General features: G+C 33.5%; 16 protein-coding genes. 2 read left to right on the plus strand and 14 right to left on the minus strand.

Features of this window, described 5'->3' with window-relative positions; translation table 11 throughout:
• Positions 1-308: 308 nt before the first annotated feature.
• The 3 genes from DWY01_RS10345 to DWY01_RS10355 form a co-directional block, all read right to left on the minus strand.
• Complete coding sequence (locus tag DWY01_RS10345; RefSeq protein WP_117996041.1) at positions 309-1250, minus strand: glycyl-radical enzyme activating protein; 942 nt, start codon at positions 1248-1250, stop codon at positions 309-311.
• Positions 1213-3519: a formate C-acetyltransferase/glycerol dehydratase family glycyl radical enzyme gene (locus DWY01_RS10350; RefSeq protein ID WP_117996042.1), complete on the minus strand. Its 2307-nt coding sequence runs from the start codon at positions 3517-3519 to the stop codon at positions 1213-1215. Before DWY01_RS10350 ends, DWY01_RS10345 begins: the two co-directional genes overlap by 38 nt.
• 73 nt (positions 3520-3592) lie before the next feature.
• Positions 3593-4315, minus strand: coding sequence for a DeoR/GlpR family DNA-binding transcription regulator (locus tag DWY01_RS10355; protein ID WP_117996043.1), 723 nt, complete (start codon positions 4313-4315; stop codon positions 3593-3595).
• Positions 4316-4380: 65 nt separating this feature from the next.
• On the opposite strand from DWY01_RS10355, the gene DWY01_RS10360 reads away from it, so the two are divergent.
• Positions 4381-5682 carry a sodium-dependent transporter gene (locus DWY01_RS10360; protein ID WP_117996044.1) on the plus strand — a complete coding sequence of 434 codons (1302 nt, stop codon included), beginning with the start codon at positions 4381-4383 and terminating at the stop codon, positions 5680-5682.
• On the opposite strand, the gene yfcE is transcribed toward DWY01_RS10360, so the two are convergent.
• The 7 genes from yfcE to DWY01_RS10395 all read right to left on the minus strand — a co-directional run bounded on the left by yfcE (position 5642) and on the right by DWY01_RS10395 (position 11905).
• Positions 5642-6187: a phosphodiesterase gene (gene yfcE, locus DWY01_RS10365; protein WP_117996045.1), complete on the minus strand. Its 546-nt coding sequence runs from the start codon at positions 6185-6187 to the stop codon at positions 5642-5644. The two genes, DWY01_RS10360 and yfcE, sit on opposite strands and share 41 nt — an antisense overlap.
• Before the next feature lie 47 nt (positions 6188-6234).
• The gene (locus DWY01_RS10370) at positions 6235-7884 is read right to left on the minus strand and encodes a diphosphate--fructose-6-phosphate 1-phosphotransferase (protein ID WP_117996046.1); all 1650 of its coding nucleotides are present in this window, start codon (positions 7882-7884) and stop codon (positions 6235-6237) included.
• Positions 7885-7972: 88 nt separating this feature from the next.
• Complete coding sequence (locus tag DWY01_RS10375; RefSeq protein ID WP_117996047.1) at positions 7973-8626, minus strand: CatA-like O-acetyltransferase; 654 nt, start codon at positions 8624-8626, stop codon at positions 7973-7975.
• An 8-nt stretch (positions 8627-8634) separates the two neighbouring features.
• Positions 8635-9498, minus strand: a complete 864-nt coding sequence (locus DWY01_RS10380) for an EamA family transporter (protein ID WP_117996048.1) — start codon at positions 9496-9498, stop codon at positions 8635-8637.
• A gap of 64 nt (positions 9499-9562) precedes the next feature.
• A complete protein-coding gene (locus DWY01_RS10385) occupies positions 9563-10015 on the minus strand; it encodes a peroxiredoxin (RefSeq protein WP_117996049.1) in 453 nt (150 codons plus the stop codon).
• Between the two features lie 86 nt (positions 10016-10101).
• Positions 10102-11322 (minus strand): 23S rRNA (uracil(1939)-C(5))-methyltransferase RlmD, encoded by a 1221-nt coding sequence (gene rlmD, locus DWY01_RS10390; RefSeq protein ID WP_117996050.1) that lies wholly within the window; start codon positions 11320-11322, stop codon positions 10102-10104.
• Positions 11312-11905 carry an HAD family phosphatase gene (locus DWY01_RS10395; RefSeq protein WP_117996051.1) on the minus strand — a complete coding sequence of 198 codons (594 nt, stop codon included), beginning with the start codon at positions 11903-11905 and terminating at the stop codon, positions 11312-11314. The genes rlmD and DWY01_RS10395 overlap by 11 nt, the downstream gene beginning before the upstream one ends.
• Positions 11906-11969: 64 nt before the next feature.
• Here DWY01_RS10395 and DWY01_RS10400 point away from each other — a divergent pair, with 64 nt between their 5' ends.
• Positions 11970-12380 carry a peptide deformylase gene (locus tag DWY01_RS10400; protein WP_117996052.1) on the plus strand — a complete coding sequence of 137 codons (411 nt, stop codon included), beginning with the start codon at positions 11970-11972 and terminating at the stop codon, positions 12378-12380.
• A 24-nt stretch (positions 12381-12404) separates the two neighbouring features.
• On the opposite strand, the gene DWY01_RS10405 is transcribed toward DWY01_RS10400, so the two are convergent.
• From DWY01_RS10405 to DWY01_RS10420, 4 genes are all read right to left on the minus strand, one after another.
• Positions 12405-14513, minus strand: a complete 2109-nt coding sequence (locus DWY01_RS10405; RefSeq protein ID WP_117996053.1) for a response regulator — start codon at positions 14511-14513, stop codon at positions 12405-12407.
• A gap of 68 nt (positions 14514-14581) precedes the next feature.
• A complete protein-coding gene (gene htpG / locus DWY01_RS10410) occupies positions 14582-16489 on the minus strand; it encodes a molecular chaperone HtpG (RefSeq protein ID WP_117996054.1) in 1908 nt (635 codons plus the stop codon).
• Between the two features lie 154 nt (positions 16490-16643).
• Entirely contained in the window at positions 16644-17447 is an 804-nt protein-coding gene (locus DWY01_RS10415) for a YdcF family protein (RefSeq protein ID WP_117996055.1), read from the minus strand.
• A 50-nt stretch (positions 17448-17497) separates the two neighbouring features.
• The gene (locus tag DWY01_RS10420) at positions 17498-18019 is read right to left on the minus strand and encodes a GNAT family N-acetyltransferase (protein WP_117996056.1); all 522 of its coding nucleotides are present in this window, start codon (positions 18017-18019) and stop codon (positions 17498-17500) included.
• Positions 18020-18092 lie beyond the last annotated feature (73 nt).

An 18092-nucleotide genomic window follows, 5' to 3' on the forward strand; every position in this document is an offset into this window, starting at 1 on the left:
CACCTCAGCAGTGCTCATCTATATTACCAAATACTTCCCCTTTCGTCAAATGTTTTTTTGATTTTTTTAAAAAATATGTGAATTTATTTAAATAAATCATTAACACAGTGTTTACACACAAGTCATTTAATACTGACTTGAAACACATAAAAGACTATAAATAAAGGAATAATCGATATTCGATTCACCACGAATCGTCTTAACATTTACAATTAAATGACAACTCATTTCATTTACTTCTCTCAAAGAAAGAAAATTTCGAGCTACTTCCATATATCAATAATAATTTAAAAAGGAGCCTACGCTCCTTAATCGATAACTAGATTCTTTATACCATTTTGTTTTGCACAATTATAGAACTCTTGCATCTTTTCACTAGAATACATTTTTGGATTCTCTTTAAAACAATACTCCATATCTAAATACGCATATTTAGATTGAGCTAGAGGATTATAATTCAGAATTTCATAACGAACATCTTCATAACAAGAAACTAAAAACTCTGAAATAGAAGAAATATTCTCAAAAGAAGCCGTCATAGTTGGAATTAAAGGCGTACGAACAATTACGTGCGCTTTTTTTTCACTATGCAGTAAATACGCAATATTCTTTAATATTTTTTCATTTGTTACACCCGTATATTGTTTATGCAATTCAAGATCATACAACTTACAATCACAATAGATTTGATCCAAGTAAGGTAAAGCCCTTTGTACATTCTCTAAATCTGTATATAAACTAGTTTCTATAGCCGTATGAATTCCTTTTTCCTTACAAGCCTTTAATATATCGATCAAAAAATCATTCTGTAAAAATGGCTCTCCTCCTGAGAAAGTTACACCACCTTCTCTTTTAAAGAATATTTCATCCTTTAAAATTTCATGAACACATTCCTCTACCGTATACTCTTTGGCATCCATACTCAAAGCTAAAGTAGGACACACATCACAAATCGCGTTCCAATCTTCATTTACGTTTCTTGAAATACAAATTTTATCCTCAACACGCTTGATTCCACCATGTTTAGAGGCGTGCACACAACCAAGACAGTGCATACACTTGGATTCCATATACAAGACTTGTGGTAAACAAGATAAACCCTCGGGATTTTGACACCACTTACAGCGAAGTGGACACCCCTTAAAAAACACCGTTGTACGGATTCCTTTTCCGTCATGTGTCGCAAAACGCTTTATATCAAAAATATATCCTTTAGATGTTGTCATAACTTGTCCTTGCGATAATTTCATCCTGCAACTCTCCAGCAAGCTCTGTAAAATATGCAGTATAACCAGCAACACGAACCGTCAAAGAGCGATATTGATCCGGATGTGCTTTGGCATTTAATAAATCTTCTTTTCTTACAACATTAAATTGAATATGTGGAATCTCTAAATCTACAAATGTACGCATAAAATTCGCAAACTTATCAATTCCGGCTTCAGTACTAAAAAATTCTGGCAAAAACTTCATATTCAACAACCCACCATTTGTAGTACACGAATTATCTAAATGCGATACCGATTTTAATACAGCTGTTGGACCCTTTAAATCTCGACCATACACAGCCGACAATCCGCCATCTGCCAAAGGTGTTTGGGCAAGTCTTCCATCGCAGCTAGCCCCTACATTTTCTCCCATAGGAACGTGTGCACTTACTGTATACATTCCTGTATGATAAGGTCCATTACGATAGTTTGTATATTTTCTCAATTTATTTCTAAACTTTAACGCCCATTTGGCGCCAAGCTCATCTACCCACTCTACATCATTGCCATACTTAGGTGCACGATTTAACAACATCTGGCGCATGACTTCATTGTTTGAAAAGTTATTCTTTAATGCATTTTCTAAATCATTTGCACCAATTTTCTTTTCCTCATATACAAGCTTCTTTAAGGCTGCCAAACTATCTGCAAGATTAGCGACTTGAATCATTTGAATACCCGACAAATTATAGTGTGCTCCTCCACGTGTTACATCCATTCCTTTATCCATGCAATCATCAATGACACTTGATAAGAAGGCAGTTGGCAAAATATCAATATGAGCTTTTTCCACTTCTTCTAAACAAGGAATCATTTTATCTATAAAATAATCCATCATTTTTTCAAAAGCTTCTTCTAATTCGTCAAAAGAAGTATATGTACTTAATGAACCATAATCAGGTCCCATTTGTTTTCCTGTCAATAAACAACGTCCATGATTCAATGTTAGTTCAAGCACTTTATTCATATTAAACATACCCGAATCGGACCACCCTAAATTATTGCCTTGTGTTGTCAGTTCCACACAACCAACAATCGCATAATCCATGGCATCTGAATGTGATATGCCCAAATCTTCCATGGATTTGATAATTGCCTTATCATTGAAAAATTGTGGCATACCACTTCCTTTTGAAACAACACGAATCGCATGTTTTAACAAGTCATCATTCGTATGTTCGTGAAGTCGAACGGATAAGTTTGGTTGAGGAAGGCCAATATCTTCTTGTGCCTTTAAAAACAAATGACTTAATTCATTACTAAAATCATTTCCGTTTTGATCTTGTCCACCTACACAAATATTAAATCCAATTGGAAAACCCGCAAAATATTTTGCACTATGCGCATTTCTTAAATATACAATTTCATTAAATTTCAACCATAAACACTCAATCAACTCTAATGCTTCATTTTCCTTCAACATACCCGTATCTATATCTTGTTTATAGTAAACATATAAAGTTTCATCTAAACGACCCGGAGAAAAACTAGATGCGTTGCTTTCCATGTGTAAAACGACAAATAAAAACCATAGTGATTGTAAAGCTTCGTGGAATGTTGCAGCTGGATGATATGCAAGTTTTCCACAAATTTCAGACACATCCTTTTTATGCATTTCTAAAGCTAGATCATGATAGCGAAGCATAAACTTCTGCACACCTTGCATGACTAAAATGACACATTCATAAAATTCTTTTTGCGACTGTGAACATGTCTCTAAATGATTTCTAGCTAAATCAATATACCCTTGTGGACCAAGTTTTAACCATTCCTTTACATTGGGACAAATGTGTCCCTGCGCATGATCGGTTTGATTGACTTTTACCACTTTAGAAATCGCACTAATTTCATCCCCATAACGATTTTTAATAACATCCTCCAAGCTTTTATCTTTCCAATACGGAACAATCACTTTGCGAAATGTTTCAATATCTTCAGAACGCACATTAAACTTATCTTGAGGACGAGTTGGAATTGTTTCAAATTCATGATCCACCCAAGAAATTCCACTTTCCGGAAAAACAACACCATAACGAACACCTTTTGTTCGATTTCCAACAATCAACTCTTCAGGTTCCATCCCAATTTCAATTTCATTTAATGCATTATATAAAGAGAGTGCTCGCTTATAAGGAACGGATTTATCTTCATTTTCTTGGTATGTACGAGTAATGATCAAAGCCTGTTCAATGCTTACGTAGCGAGGTTGAGACAACATTTTATCTTTAAGAATAGAAATACGATTTAACATAGTAAGTCCTCCATTTACAAATCCATTATAAAAAGAACTATGATCAAAATCAATAGTTCTTTATTACTTTTTATTATTTTTTATTATTTTTTATTATTTGTAGGATCCCATAAAATTCATCCACTTTAGCATATTCATAATTCCCCATTTGGTAAAACTTATCCGAATCCGCCAACATATATGCTTTTTTAGACTGATTTAATACAATTCGCTTTGTTTGACCATCATTCGGCATATAGGTCATAACACTTCCAGATTCTAAATTTATGCCTACCACACCTAAAAAGGCTACATCAAAATGAAATCTTTGAAGAAATTCATCACACATATTGCCTACAAAACCATTTTTTGCATAATCAAATTCTCCACCGATAAAAATAGAATGAATTTGACTTGTAGAAAGAATTTGAATCACATCCAACATATTCGTAACGACTGTAATACCTGAAATAGGTCTTGATACTAACAATTTGGCCAATTCAATATTCGTAGTTGAAATATCTAAAAAGACAGTCATGTTGGGTTCAATCAAATCATAGGCCATTTGCGCAATTTTTTGTTTCTCCTTACTATTCACATTCTTTCTAGAATTCGCATCCTCTAAATGAACATTTAAACGATTCAGAATCGCTCCACCATATATCTTTTTACACTTTCCCTTGGATTCTAAAAAAGCTAAGTCTTTACGAATCAAATCGGGTGTTACACCAAAGCGTTTACTTAAATCTTTGACTAACACTTTTCCATTCTCTTGTAAATCTTCTAAAATTAAATTTTGTCTTTCTTCTACAAACATATATATCTCCTGTCTGATTATTATACCATTTTTATGATATACTTAGAAACATCGAGGTATTACAAATGAATAAAAACGGAAATTTTAAAAGTACGGTAGGATTTGTGCTAGCCTGCGTAGGTTCTGCTGTAGGAATGGGAAACATATGGATGTTTCCATATCGCTTAGGACAATATGGAGGAGCTGCCTTTTTAATTCCATATCTTATCTTTATCGCCTTATTTGGCCTTGTTGGTTTATCAGCTGAATTTGCGTTAGGAAGAATGGCAAAAACAGGAACACTTGGTGCTTATGCATATTGTTGGAAAAACAAATTCGGTAAATATATCGGATGGCTTCCACTGCTTGGATCTCTTGGCATTGCGATTGGATATTGTGTCATTTTAGGATGGGTATTTCGAAGCATTCAAGGCGTAGTCACAAATGAACTATTCACAAATAGTATCCCAGCCTTCTTTACGAATATGACACAATCTTTTTCGAATGTGCCTTGTCACTTTTTAGTCTTGTTTATTACTTGTTTATTGTTATTTACAAGTGCTACAAATGCGATTGAAAAAGTCAATAAAATATTGATGCCAGCCTTCTTTATCTTATTTATATTTCTAGCTATTCGTGTCAGCTTATTTGATGGTGCCATCGAAGGTTACAAATTCTTATTTGTACCCAAATGGGAATATTTATTCAATAAAGAAACATGGATCATGGCTATGGGCCAAGCCTTCTTTTCCTTATCCATTACCGGTTCAGGAATGATTGTATATGGTGCTTATTTAAAGGATGATGTAGATATCCCAAAAGCAAGTATGCAGACGGCAATATTTGATACAATTGCAGCGATGCTAGCGGCATTGGCGATTATGCCTGCCGTATTCTCTTTTGACATTGATCCCGTAAGTGGTCCTAGTTTAATGTTTTTAACACTACCAGAAGTCTTTAAACAAATGCCACTTGGCAATTTCTTTGCCCTATTCTTCTTTATTTCAGTAGCCTTTGCAGGAATCACAAGCTTGATCAACATGTTAGAAGCTGTGTGTGAGTCTTGGCAAAATCGTTTTCACATTTCTAGAAAGAAAGCTGTTCTACTTTGTGGCATTATCACATTCATCATTTCTGTATGCATCGAAAATGGCGATGTTGTAGGTAGATGGATGGATGTTGTTACAATTTACATCATTCCTTTTGCAGCACTACTTGGTGCCATTACAATCTACTATGTTTTAGGTTGGAATGCCTTAAAACAAGAATTAGACAAAGGAAGAAAAAAGCCGGTTGGACCGACTTTTAAGTTCTTAGGCAAATATGTATATGTATTTCTTGCCATCATTATTTTGATTTTGGGAATTCTTTACAACGGTATTGGTTAAGCGTTTCTAAATCTTTCCAAGTAAATACACAGTCCTCGAGTATCATATAACTATGAGGGCTGTTTTCTTTTGGAATCGAAACAGATCCTGGATTCATATAAGTGATACCCTCTCGATCTTCAAGGGTAGGAACATGAGTGTGTCCACATAGTAATAGAGATCCAGGTTTCAGCTTAACAGGTTTTAAATGTCCATGTGTACAATAAATAAAGAACCCGTTTATATCCAACACCGAATAATCCGCCAAACATGGAAAATCTAGTACCATTTGATCGACTTCACAATCACAATTTCCACGGACACATAAAATCGAGTCCGAAATAGAATTCAACATCTCAATCACTTTTTTAGGTGCATACTCTTTTGGTAAATCGTTTCTAGGCCCATGATATAAAATATCACCTAATAAAATCAATCGATCTGGCTTTTCGTATTTGTACGCATCCATTAGTTTTTGACAGTAATAACTTGAACCATGGATATCACTTGCGATCATATACTTCATAAATTTCTCCTTTAAGAAAAAAGAATGCCGAAGCATTCCTTTATTTATTATTCACCTTTTTCTAAAGCTAATGTACGAGTTGTTAAATCACATACTTCAGTTGGTCCATAGTATTGGATAGCTCCTGGATAAGTATATGCAGTTTCAACAGCCCATGTATCACGGTTTGCTTCGAAGAATTTGAATGGTTTACCATCTAATTCAACCAATGCTTTTTTGATAACTGGTTTATCTTCACCATTACGACGTTCGATGTTCATCATCTTAGTGATTGGCATACCACCAGCAACCCATTCTTCGGCTGGTTTAGATAAGTTAGATACTTTTGATAAATATCCATTATATCCGTATTGGATCAACATGAATGCGTTGTATCCTAATGAATAGCAATAGTCAGCATCAAAGTTTGATGGGAATGCACAACGTCCTTCGTATCCGAAGAAGTGGTGTAATGCATTGAATTTACCTGTAAATCCTCTTTCAGTTAATTTGTCTTTAACTAAAGCTGAGAACAATTTTTCTGATTCAATTAAAGATACCTGTACGTTTCCGTGTGGATCTCTTTCTAAGAATAATTGTTGTTGGATAGTTTGAGGTAAGATTGCGAATACAGCCATTGATTCAGCAGTTAAACCTTTTTCAATGAATGCATATTTTTCTTCCCAGCTACCTAATGCGTTAAATTCTTCTGTTTTGTTTCCAGCTAATAATTCGTTGATTTCAGCAATCAATGCTTTAAATTCAGGAACGAATTCAACTACACCTTCAGGGATGATAGCCACACCGAAGTTGTTTCCATTTGCAGAACGTTTTTCAACAGCGTCAGCAATGTAGTCAGCAATTTCAGATAATGATTGTTTCTTAGCAGCAACTTCTTCTGAAATTAAGCAAATGTTTGGTTGAGTTTCTAAAGCACATTCCAAAGCTACGTGACTTGCACTACGTCCCATAACTTTTACAAAGTGCCAGTATTTTTTAGCAGAGTTTGCATCACGTTCGATGTTTCCAATTAATTCACTATATGTTTTAGTTGCAGTATCGAATCCAAATGAACATTCGATGTCTTCGTTTTTCAAGTCACCATCGATAGTTTTTGGACAACCGATAACTTGAACACCTGTATTGTGAGCAGCAAAGTATTCAGCTAATACAGCAGCGTTTGTGTTTGAGTCATCTCCACCGATAATTACGATAGCAGTGATTCCGTGTTTTTCACAAACTTTTGCAGCAACTGCGAATTGTTCTTCAGTTTCTAATTTAGTACGTCCAGATCCGATAATATCAAATCCACCAGTATTTCTGTATGCATCGATATATGCATCATCGAATTCTACATAGTTGTCTTCTAATAATCCAATAGGACCATTTTTAAATCCGTAAAGAACATTTTCTTTACTAGTAGCTTTTAATGCATCATATAGACCACAAATAACGTTGTGTCCACCAGGTGCTTGTCCACCAGATAAGATTACACCTACAACTTGTTTTTTAGCTGCAGAAGTATTTTCTCCTTTTTCGAATGTGATTTCTTTTTCTCCGTAAGTGTTAGGGAATAAAGCCGCGATTTTTTCTTGGTCTGCAACACTTTGAGTTACGTTTCCTTCCTTAACACAGATTTCTGAAATACCATTTCTTAACATTCCAGGCAATTTTGGACTGTATTGGTATCTAGCTTTTTGAAGTGGTGATTGATTCATTTTTATATCTCCTTTTCAATTTATACCTACATTAAAAATTTTATAACACTTTGCCCAAAAAGTAAATAGAGCACCCCATCCAAGGCCTTTATTCAAGGCTTGAATTTAAATATTCCTTACTAATTTCTTTTTGTAGATACTCAAAAAACAATCCAATATGATACCCATCTGCTACCGCATGTGCAATCGTGATATTTACCGGCATCTGATTCTTTTCATCATATTTTCCAGCTGTGATGATAGGGAAGAAAGCTGGACCACCATTCACTACACGGCTTGAAACAGCTGTAAATGCAGTCCAAGGCGTACATGAAACACAATAGAAGTTAGCTGGTTGGCCTGATTTTACCTTAATGCCTCTTTTGGTTTTACCTAATTCCATATCACAAATAATATTCTTGTAGAAAGAGCCAAAATCGTCTGTAAAATCCGTCCAACAATCCGAAAACGTATGATCTTCTTCATGGAAAATTGTATAGTTAGGAACCAAAGAATCCCACACACATAAATCTCCATTTTTATCTTTAAACATTTTAAAGTTATCAATTCGATTTAACACTTTAGTCACACAATAAATCAAAGTTGGATAAAACTTATATCCATTTGTATGACAGAAAGTTAATAAATCTGTCACATCAATATTTGTCGTCATATTGACTTCAACATTTAAACTATTTGTATAATACAAATAATGCTCTTTACGACACCAATTTTCTAAATCTATTTTCTTATATCCACACATATAATCTCCTATATCATTGCCATAATGACAGTACCTACTGTAATTAAAATTAAACCTAGTAATGCCTTACTTGATAGCTTTTCATGGAATACAACACGAGAAAAAACAATTGTTACAAGTATACTCAACTTATCAATAGGCACAACCACACTTGCAGGCCCATCCTGCAAAGCACGATAAAAACATAGCCAAGAGGCTCCTGTCGCAAAACCAGATAAGATAATAAACAAGAGTTCTTTTCGGTCAATAGATTTTATTTCAGACTGCTTATTTTTCACAAATACCATAAGCCAAGCCATGACTAATACAACGCTTGTACGAATGGCCGTACCTAAATTCGAATCAATTCCAGAAATACCAACCTTACCTAAAATAGATGTAAGACTCGCAAATACAGCTGATAAAATCGCATACATCAACCAGCTTTTATCTGAAGAAATCGATTCAGATTCATCTTTTCGATTAATCATCAACGTCGTACCTACTCCAATCATGCATACACAAACTAATTTAGCAAAAGACAATCCTTCATGAAAGAAAATCAAAGCTAATAGAATTGTTAAGATCGTACTCGATTTATCAATAGGTACAACCTTATTCACATCCCCATTCTGTAAAGCCTTAAAATAGCATAGCCAGCTAGCTCCTGTTGCGATTCCAGACAAAACTAGAAACAACAAAGTTTTTCCACTGATCTCCGTAATACCCGATAATGTTCCAGTTAAAAGAACAAGAATCCACGAAAAAACTAAAACCACAATGGTACGAATAGCTGTTGCCACATCTGAATCTGTTTTTGAAATCCCACATTTTGCGAGTATAGAAGTAATCCCTGCAAACAAGGCAGAACCTGTCGCAAATAAAATCCACATAGTATCACCCAAATGAAATTTTATACCTCATAATCTCTGAATACAAATACAAAAAGGAAGCAGTCTAAACTACTTCCAACATATTTTCAGCATCATTGGCCGCCTTTACTTTATCATTAGCACGAACAATAATACCAGATTCATCTATAAGATAGGTAGTACGCACAACACCCATAGATACCTTTCCATAATTCTTCTTTTCTTTCCACACATCATAAGTTTCAATCACTTTTCTTTCTGGATCTGCCAACAAAGTAAAGGCAAGGCCATACTTTTCTTGAAACTTCTTATGAGAAGCTACTGTATCTTTACTGACCCCTAAAATGACAGCTCCTTTTTCTAAGAATTGTGGATATCTTTCAGAAAAACCACAAGCCTGCTTTGTACACCCAGCCGTATTATCCTTTGGATAAAAATATAAGATGACTTTTTTTCCTTTATAATCACTCAATTTGTGCATCACACCATCTTGATCTGGCAGTTCAAAATCTGGTGCTTGAATTCCAATTTCTAACATATGTATTCTCCGTTCTCTTGGATAAATTATATCATTCCAAATTGTTTAAACCTACTCATATGCACAAAAGGAAGCATACTTGCTTCCTAACGTTTTTTCTTACTCATTTTACTCGATCTAAATTGTGCTTGTCTTTGCGCCTTTTTTGTAGGCTTTGCGTTGAATTGTTTCTTTTCTAATACGCAAACACTTTCAATATGATCTGTATAAGGGAATAAATCCACTAATTCTAGTTTGTTTGTGACATAGCCTTGTTTTCTAAATTGGTTTAAATCACGAACCTGTGTTCTTGGATCACAAGAAATATATAGAATCTTTCTTGGATTTAAAGCGGTTGCACACTCAATAAAATCTTTTGTCGTACCTGCACGAGGTGGATCTAGAATGATCGCATCATAATGATTATGATACTTTCTTGCCTGGCGCATAAATTCTGTTGAATCCATCGCAACAAATTCAATATTTTTGATCTTGTTTTGTTTTGCATTATATTTGGCATTTTCAATCGCATCCGGATTGACCTCTACACCCATGACTTTCTTACAAGAATCTGTCATAGTTAAACCAATTGTACCAACACCACAATATGTATCCAATACTGTATCCGTTTCTTTTAAATCTAGCATTTTCTTAGCTAAACCATACAATACTTCGCATTGTTCAGAATGAATCTGATAGAACGAATTGTGTGAGAACGCAATGTCTAAACCACATAGTTCATCATGAATCATACCATTTCCATATAGAACAATCGCTTCATCCTGCAAAACAATACTTGTCTTTCTAGGATTGATATTTTGTACAATTGTTTTGATTTGAGGAAATTCGCTCGTTAACACACGAACCATGTTTTTTCTTGAAGGAAACATTTTTTGACTAGTGACAAATACAACCATCACTTCATCTGTCTTATGTCCCCAACGAATCAATACATGACGCAATAGACCGGTCCCTGTTCTTTCATTGTATAATTCTAATTTCATAGAACCAACAAGTTCTGTAATCTTGTTGATAATTTCATTCACCAACTTTGGTTGCATGATACAATTCTCTGTTTTTACAACACGATGCGAATGCGAAGCATATAAACCAGAGTATACTTTTCCTTTATCTTTCGCAAAGCCAACAATGACCTTATTACGATAATGCGTATCGTTTTTAGCCATATACACATCACCAACGCGAACCTTTAAGTGTGCTTTTTCAACTAAAGCTTCCACATCCTTTTTCTTTTTATCTGCCTGCATACTTGGCTTCAGTTTTAAAAGTGAACATCCACCGCATATTTTTTCTACTTTACACTTCACTAATTTTCTCCTTTATTAAGTCAATGACTTTACTTGAATTATTAACTTCAATTGTTTCAAATCCCAAATCACTTGCAGTAACTACATTATCTTTTCGATCATCTAAAAATAAGCATTCAGATGCCAAAAGATTATATTTTTTTAATAATATATGAAATATTTCTGGATCCGGTTTAATTTTCTTATATTCATAAGAAAAAACACCGCCATCTATATTATCAAACACACCACAACTTCTCAAATATTTTGTGTCATCTTCTGGAATATTTGAAAGAATATATACGTTATATCCTATTTTTTTTAATTCTTTGATATACTCAATATTCTTTTCTAATGGAAATACAAATTCTGTCCAATGATACATTAGCTCTTTAATATCTGACTCTAATTCAGGAAATTGTTTTACTCCCTTTTCAATCATTTCTTCCACTGAATAAAGTCCTTGATCATATTCATCCCATAAAGAATCAAAATAGAATGATTTTACTTCTTCTTGTCGAGCATTGAAAAAGTGATAAATCAATTCATTTGAATCAAATTTAACCAATACATTTCCTAAATCAAATACTATATTTTTCAACATATGCCAATTATACTTGAAAAAAACATCTAAAACAAATATGATTTCTAAAGAAAAGAGGTACTCTATGATTAAACCAATAATGAAAGATGAAGCTTTCTTAGCTATTAAGTCAGCTCCAGCTACAAAAATGGACACACAAGTGGCTCAAGATTTAAAAGATACTTTACGTGCTTATAGCGACCGATGTGTAGGAATGGCTGCCAATATGATTGGTGTTTCTAAAAATATTATTATCTTTGCGATTGACCCCGCACAAGTTGTGATGTATAATCCAAAAATCACGAAGAAATCTAGACCTTACAAAGTCAAAGAAGGTTGTTTATCACTTGAAGGTGAAAGAAATACAACGCGTTATGAAAATATCACAGTTGAATATCAGGATGAATGTTTTAAAAAGTGCAAACAAGCCTATTCTGGTTTTGTAGCTCAAATCATTCAACATGAAATTGATCATTGTAATGGTATCATCATTTAAAAAAGTCAGGAAATCCCTGACTTTTTATACTATTTGAACGATTCGATCTTTTAGATCTTCTAAATATAAAGGTTTACTAATATGCCCATTCATACCGACCTTGTAACATTTCTGTATATCCTGCATATATGCATTGGCACTCATCGCAAGAATTGGAATCTTTTTATCTTTTTTTCGAATTTGTAAAGTGGCCTCATACCCATCCATAACGGGCATCATAAGATCCATTAGAACCAAATCTAAATCTTGAATTTGATCAAACTGTTCTACAGCCTCTTTACCATTTTTAGCCTTATACACAATGGCACCCTCACTTTGAAGCATAAATTCAATCACTTCCATATTGATATCATTATCTTCAACAACAAGTATAGATAGATTCTCAATGGACATTGTTTCATTTTTTAAAGATTTATTCTCAACAGGATTCAAATCAATCTCTAAAGGAAGTTGAACAATAAATTGAGTACCTTCATCAATTTTACTTTCCACCTTGATTGTGCCATTCATCTTCTTTACAAGTTCATGCACAATACTCATACCTAAACCAACACCATCTATACGTGTATTTTTCTGAACAAAAGGTTTGAATAATTTATCCTGAATGAATTCTTCACTCATTCCTATTCCTGTATCTTCGACAACAAATTCAAAACAATCCGCTTTTTCTTTAACAGACAAATACACTTTACCATTTGCCTTATTGTATTTGATCGCATTACTTAAAAGATTCAACAAGACTTTTTCAATATGTGTAGGACTACCCATCAAATGATTATGTTCTATTTGAGTCTTCATAAACAATTCAATCTTATAATTCGATGCCTGTAGATCAATAATAGTTTGAACCCTAGCTAATAATTGATTTAATTCAAACGATTTATTTTCCAATACAACCGAATCTGTTTCTAATGTTCGAATATCTAAAATATCATTTACCAAAGACAACAAGTGCGTACTTGATATCCACATCTTATCATAGGCATCTTTGATACGTTGTTTGTCGTCACCACATCTTTGAATCACTTGAAGCATTCCAATAATGCCATTGATTGGCGTACGAATATCATGAGACATACTTGCCAAAAAACGCATCTTAACTTGATTGGCTTTTGTTTCATTTTCTAAAGCGAGTTGAAGCTTTCGATTCATATCAAAATAACGCTCTGTATCATGGCAACGACGAACTTGTTCTTCTTCGAAGATTCTCTCATAATATGCATTTTTTCTTTCCAATGCCAAAATTATAATATCCGAATCATGAATAACTTTGCCATATTTATATCGAGAAGATTCAACCATTAAGCCTAAACGAATCTCATCTGGATGTTTTGTCATATATGAATCCATATATTGTAAGATGCCTTTAACTTGATCAAACATCTTCTGCTCTAAATAATAATCAAATAAAGCAATGCAAGCATCGATATATTCTACTGCATACATAGTCTCAATACGTTTTTCAAGTTCATTGGCACATCTTTTTAATTCAAAATCCATACCGGATTTACTAAATAATTCAATACCGCAATTCAAATAATCTTCTAAAAGAATATGCTTTCCATCATGCTCATCTAAACCCATATAAAAAGCTTCTAGAGCCTTATCCACTTGATTTAGGCTATTGTAAATCAAAGCTAAATTCAAATATACATAGGCACCCATATCTTCAACACAACATGACATGTATTCTTTGGCTTTTAAAATACTATCTAAAGCCTCTTCATACTTTTCCTGCTTTACATACGTAATTGAAATATTATTGTATTCATAACAATAATGCCCAACATCCTCATGTTCCATAGCAATCTGTAAAGCTTTTTCATAATAATAACGACTTGAAACATTTGCCCCATCATAATAGAGCATGACACCCATTAAATTGAATGCAGAAATAAGTTCTCTTACAAATGGCATGCTTTGATACTGCAAAATAATGGGTTCAATAATCTCTTTTGCCTTATTAAAATTTCCTTCATAATAATAAGTCATGCCCAAATAAAAAGTAGCCGCAACCATAACTTCTAAATCATTTGAACTTTCATTTAATACATCACGATAAAAGTTTTCCTGCTCACTTAATTTTAGTTTTCCAACACCTTCTACTTCTTTCACTAATTCTTGATACTTCATAATCTTCACCTAAATTAAATGTATCATGAATGAAAAAAAAGCACAAACTTGAAAGTTTGTGCATAGAATTATTTCACTAACAATTCACAGATCTTCTTTGAATATGCGATTGGATCTTTGATTGCGAAGCCTTCAATTAAACAAGCCTGATCATATAATACTTCAGTAACTTCTTTAACTTTATCTTTATCCGAAGCGTATAAAGTCTTCAATGTTTCAAAGATTGGATGATTTGGATTGATTTCCAAAATACGCGTAGCCTTCATAGGCATTGGACTTTGGTTAGGCATATTTGCGAAAACCTTTTCCATCTCAAAAGAAATACCTTCGCCAGCCGTTAAGCATACTGGATCCTCTGTCAATTTATTTGACAATTTAACTTCAGCAACCTCATCACCTAAAGCCTCTTTCATAAATGTCAATAAATCTTTATTTTCTTCTTTTGATTTATTTAAAGCTTCCTTTTCTTCCTCAGTATCTAAATCTAAATCTCCTTGAGCCGCATTTCTGAACGTCTTTTCTTTGTAGTTCATCAATGTCTGCATCACAAATTCATCCACTTCATCTGTTAAATAAAGAACTTCAAATTCTTTATTCTTCAATGTTTGAACAACTGGCATCTTGTCAATCAATTCAACATCTTTACCAGATACAAAGTAAATGTCTTTTTGATCCTCTTTCATACGAGAAACATATTCACTTAAAGTAACATATTTCTTTTCTCTTGAAGAGTAGAACAACAATAAATCTTGGAATTTTTCTTTATCCATACCATAGTTGTTGTAGACACCAAACTTCAAGTTTACACCAAATTCTTCAAAGAATTTTTCATACGCTTCACGATCTTTGGCAAGCATATTTCCAAGTTCATTCAATACTTTCTTTTCAATACGACCCGCAATCAATTTTAATTGATGATCATGTTGAAGCATTTCACGAGAAATATTTAAAGATAAATCTTGAGAATCCACTAGACCTTTCACAAAACGCAATGAATCTGGCAACAATTCTTCGGCATGACCCATAATGAATACGCCTCTACAATATAATTGAAGACCTTTCTTGTAGTCTTGTGAATAGAATCCTTGAGGTAAGTGTGATGGAATATAAAGTAAAGCTGTAAAGCTAGTATTTCCCTCTACACTAAAATGAATCACTTTTTGAGGATCTTGGTAATCATAGAAATGATCCTTGTAGAATTGATTGTATTCTTCATCTGTAATCTTCGATTTCTGACGTTTCCATAAAGGAACCATTGAGTTTAAAGTCTGATCTTCAATCACTGTTTCATATTCAGGCTTTTCACTTTCCTCAGTACCCTCTTTCATCTTCTGAGTTTCTACATTCATCTTGATTGGATAACGAATATAGTCTGAATATTTCTTAATCAATTCTTTTAACTCATATGTCTCTAAATATTGAGAATATTTTTCTTCATCTGTATCTTCTTTTAAAGTTAAAATGATTGTTGTACCATTTGTTTCCTTTGTACAAGGTGTGATTTCATAACCATCTTCACCAGCACTTACCCATTCATAAGCTTCATCACTACCTGCTTTTTTCGTAATAACACGAACATCTTTTGCGACCATAAATGCAGAATAGAATCCAACACCAAATTGACCAATGATATCAACATCTTCATCGTTGTTTTCTTCTTTTTTCTTCATTTCCTCTTTAAAAGCCAAAGAACCACTCTTCGCAATTGTACCCAAGTTTTCCTCTAACTCTTCCTTTGACATACCAATACCTGTGTCCGAAATTGTTAAAGTACGAGCTTCCTTGTTGGGTTCAATACGAATCTCAAATTGACTTGCATCCGCATGACCTTGACTTTCATAATAATATTTATCAATCGCATCACTCGCATTCGATACAAGTTCACGTAAGAAGATTTCCTTGTGTGTATAAATGGAATTGATCATCAAATCCAATAAACGTTTTGACTCCGCTTTAAACTGTTTTTTCTTAGCCATAATACCACTCCTTCATTAGCACTCTAATATTTTGCCTGCTAATACTATACAACACCTTTTTAGCAGTGTCAACACCTGTGTGCTAAACACAAAAAAAGAATTCGACTAAACGAATTCTTAGTTTCTTTACTCACTTTTCAAATAATACTGTTAACTATTTTTTATTCATATTTGTAGCATACAATGGATTCGCTTCTCTTGTTTCACTTCCAAAAACCAACTTCAATTCTTCAAAAGCTATTTTCACATTCTCGGGAATATCCACATGCACAATATAATTCTTTCCATTCGGACCATAGCCATTCGCATCATCTGAAAGTCTAGGAATTTCTCCCATCAACAAATTAACATATCTTTCTATCGTCCACATGCCATGTATATTTTCTTCAAACACCAAATTTTCATCCTGATTCAATACTTTAGCACAATAAGTAGCATAATTAATGATTGTCACATCCTCCTTGACATATTTTTTTAATCCTGCAGCCATACACTTTTGCATAGAAGCATCCTGACTTAAAATCATACTTTTAAACGAAATATTGTTTTCTTTCAATAAATCCAAAAGATACGTTATATTATTGCCACAATTTGTAGACTTGGTTTCTAGATAGTCCGCCTTACATCCATATACATGTTTAAGGTACTTTTGAAAAATTTCTGCCTCCGATAAATCTGTTGTCTCAATATCCGGATATTCTAAATGAACAAGCTGACGTAGTGTATCTGTTGTATGTCCTGCTCCACCAACAATAATATATTTTTTCGCAATGAAGTTTTTAATTCCAACCGCTAAAACATCGCCACCTTCAAGAATACTTCCACCAAATAAAACCATCACATCCACCTGATGAATTCCATATCGTTTAAATAACTCTTCTTGATTTAACGCATCAATATCTCGTGTTCCCAAAAACTTTGCGAGTATATTTATATTTTCTGCAACATTACTATCCATATAAACTCTTCCTTTCAAAACTATCTACAATGACAAACTGGAATTTACATTTACAACAGGATCCAATATCTTTGTATTAGCTTACCCTCTTTTAAAACTTCGTTTTCTAATACTCCGCCATTATTGATAATTGATTTGACAGAACCAATGTTGTCTTTATCACAAACCAATAAAACTTTATCCATACCAAGTTTCTTGCATTCTTCTAAAGCCAAGCTGATCATTTTGGTTGCATAACCTTTTCTTCTTTCACTTGGCCTTATACCATCTCCAATATGACCACCATATTTCAATAAATATTCGTTTAAGTAATGTCTGATATTAACAGCACCAACCATGGTATCCCGGTCTTCATCTAAGCAAAAGAAAGTAGAATCAGGAACAAATCCATCATCCGTAGTTGATATTTCTAAATTATTTAGATAATATTCAAAATCATCATAATCATTTTTAAATATAGCCCATGGCGAAGTATTTGCGTTATGGGTATCGTTATACGATTTCCATTCTTTAATCATTTCTATAATTTGATTTTTGTATTGCAAACTGCCTTTCATTAATTTTAATGCCATGAATTTATTCCTCCAAATTCCAATTTATCTAAATCTTTCTTATAGGATGTCGAATGACTGTTTTCCATTTTTC

The organism is Eubacterium sp. AF22-8LB (genome assembly GCF_003458715.1).
GTDB lineage: Bacteria > Bacillota_I > Bacilli_A > Erysipelotrichales > Erysipelotrichaceae > Holdemanella.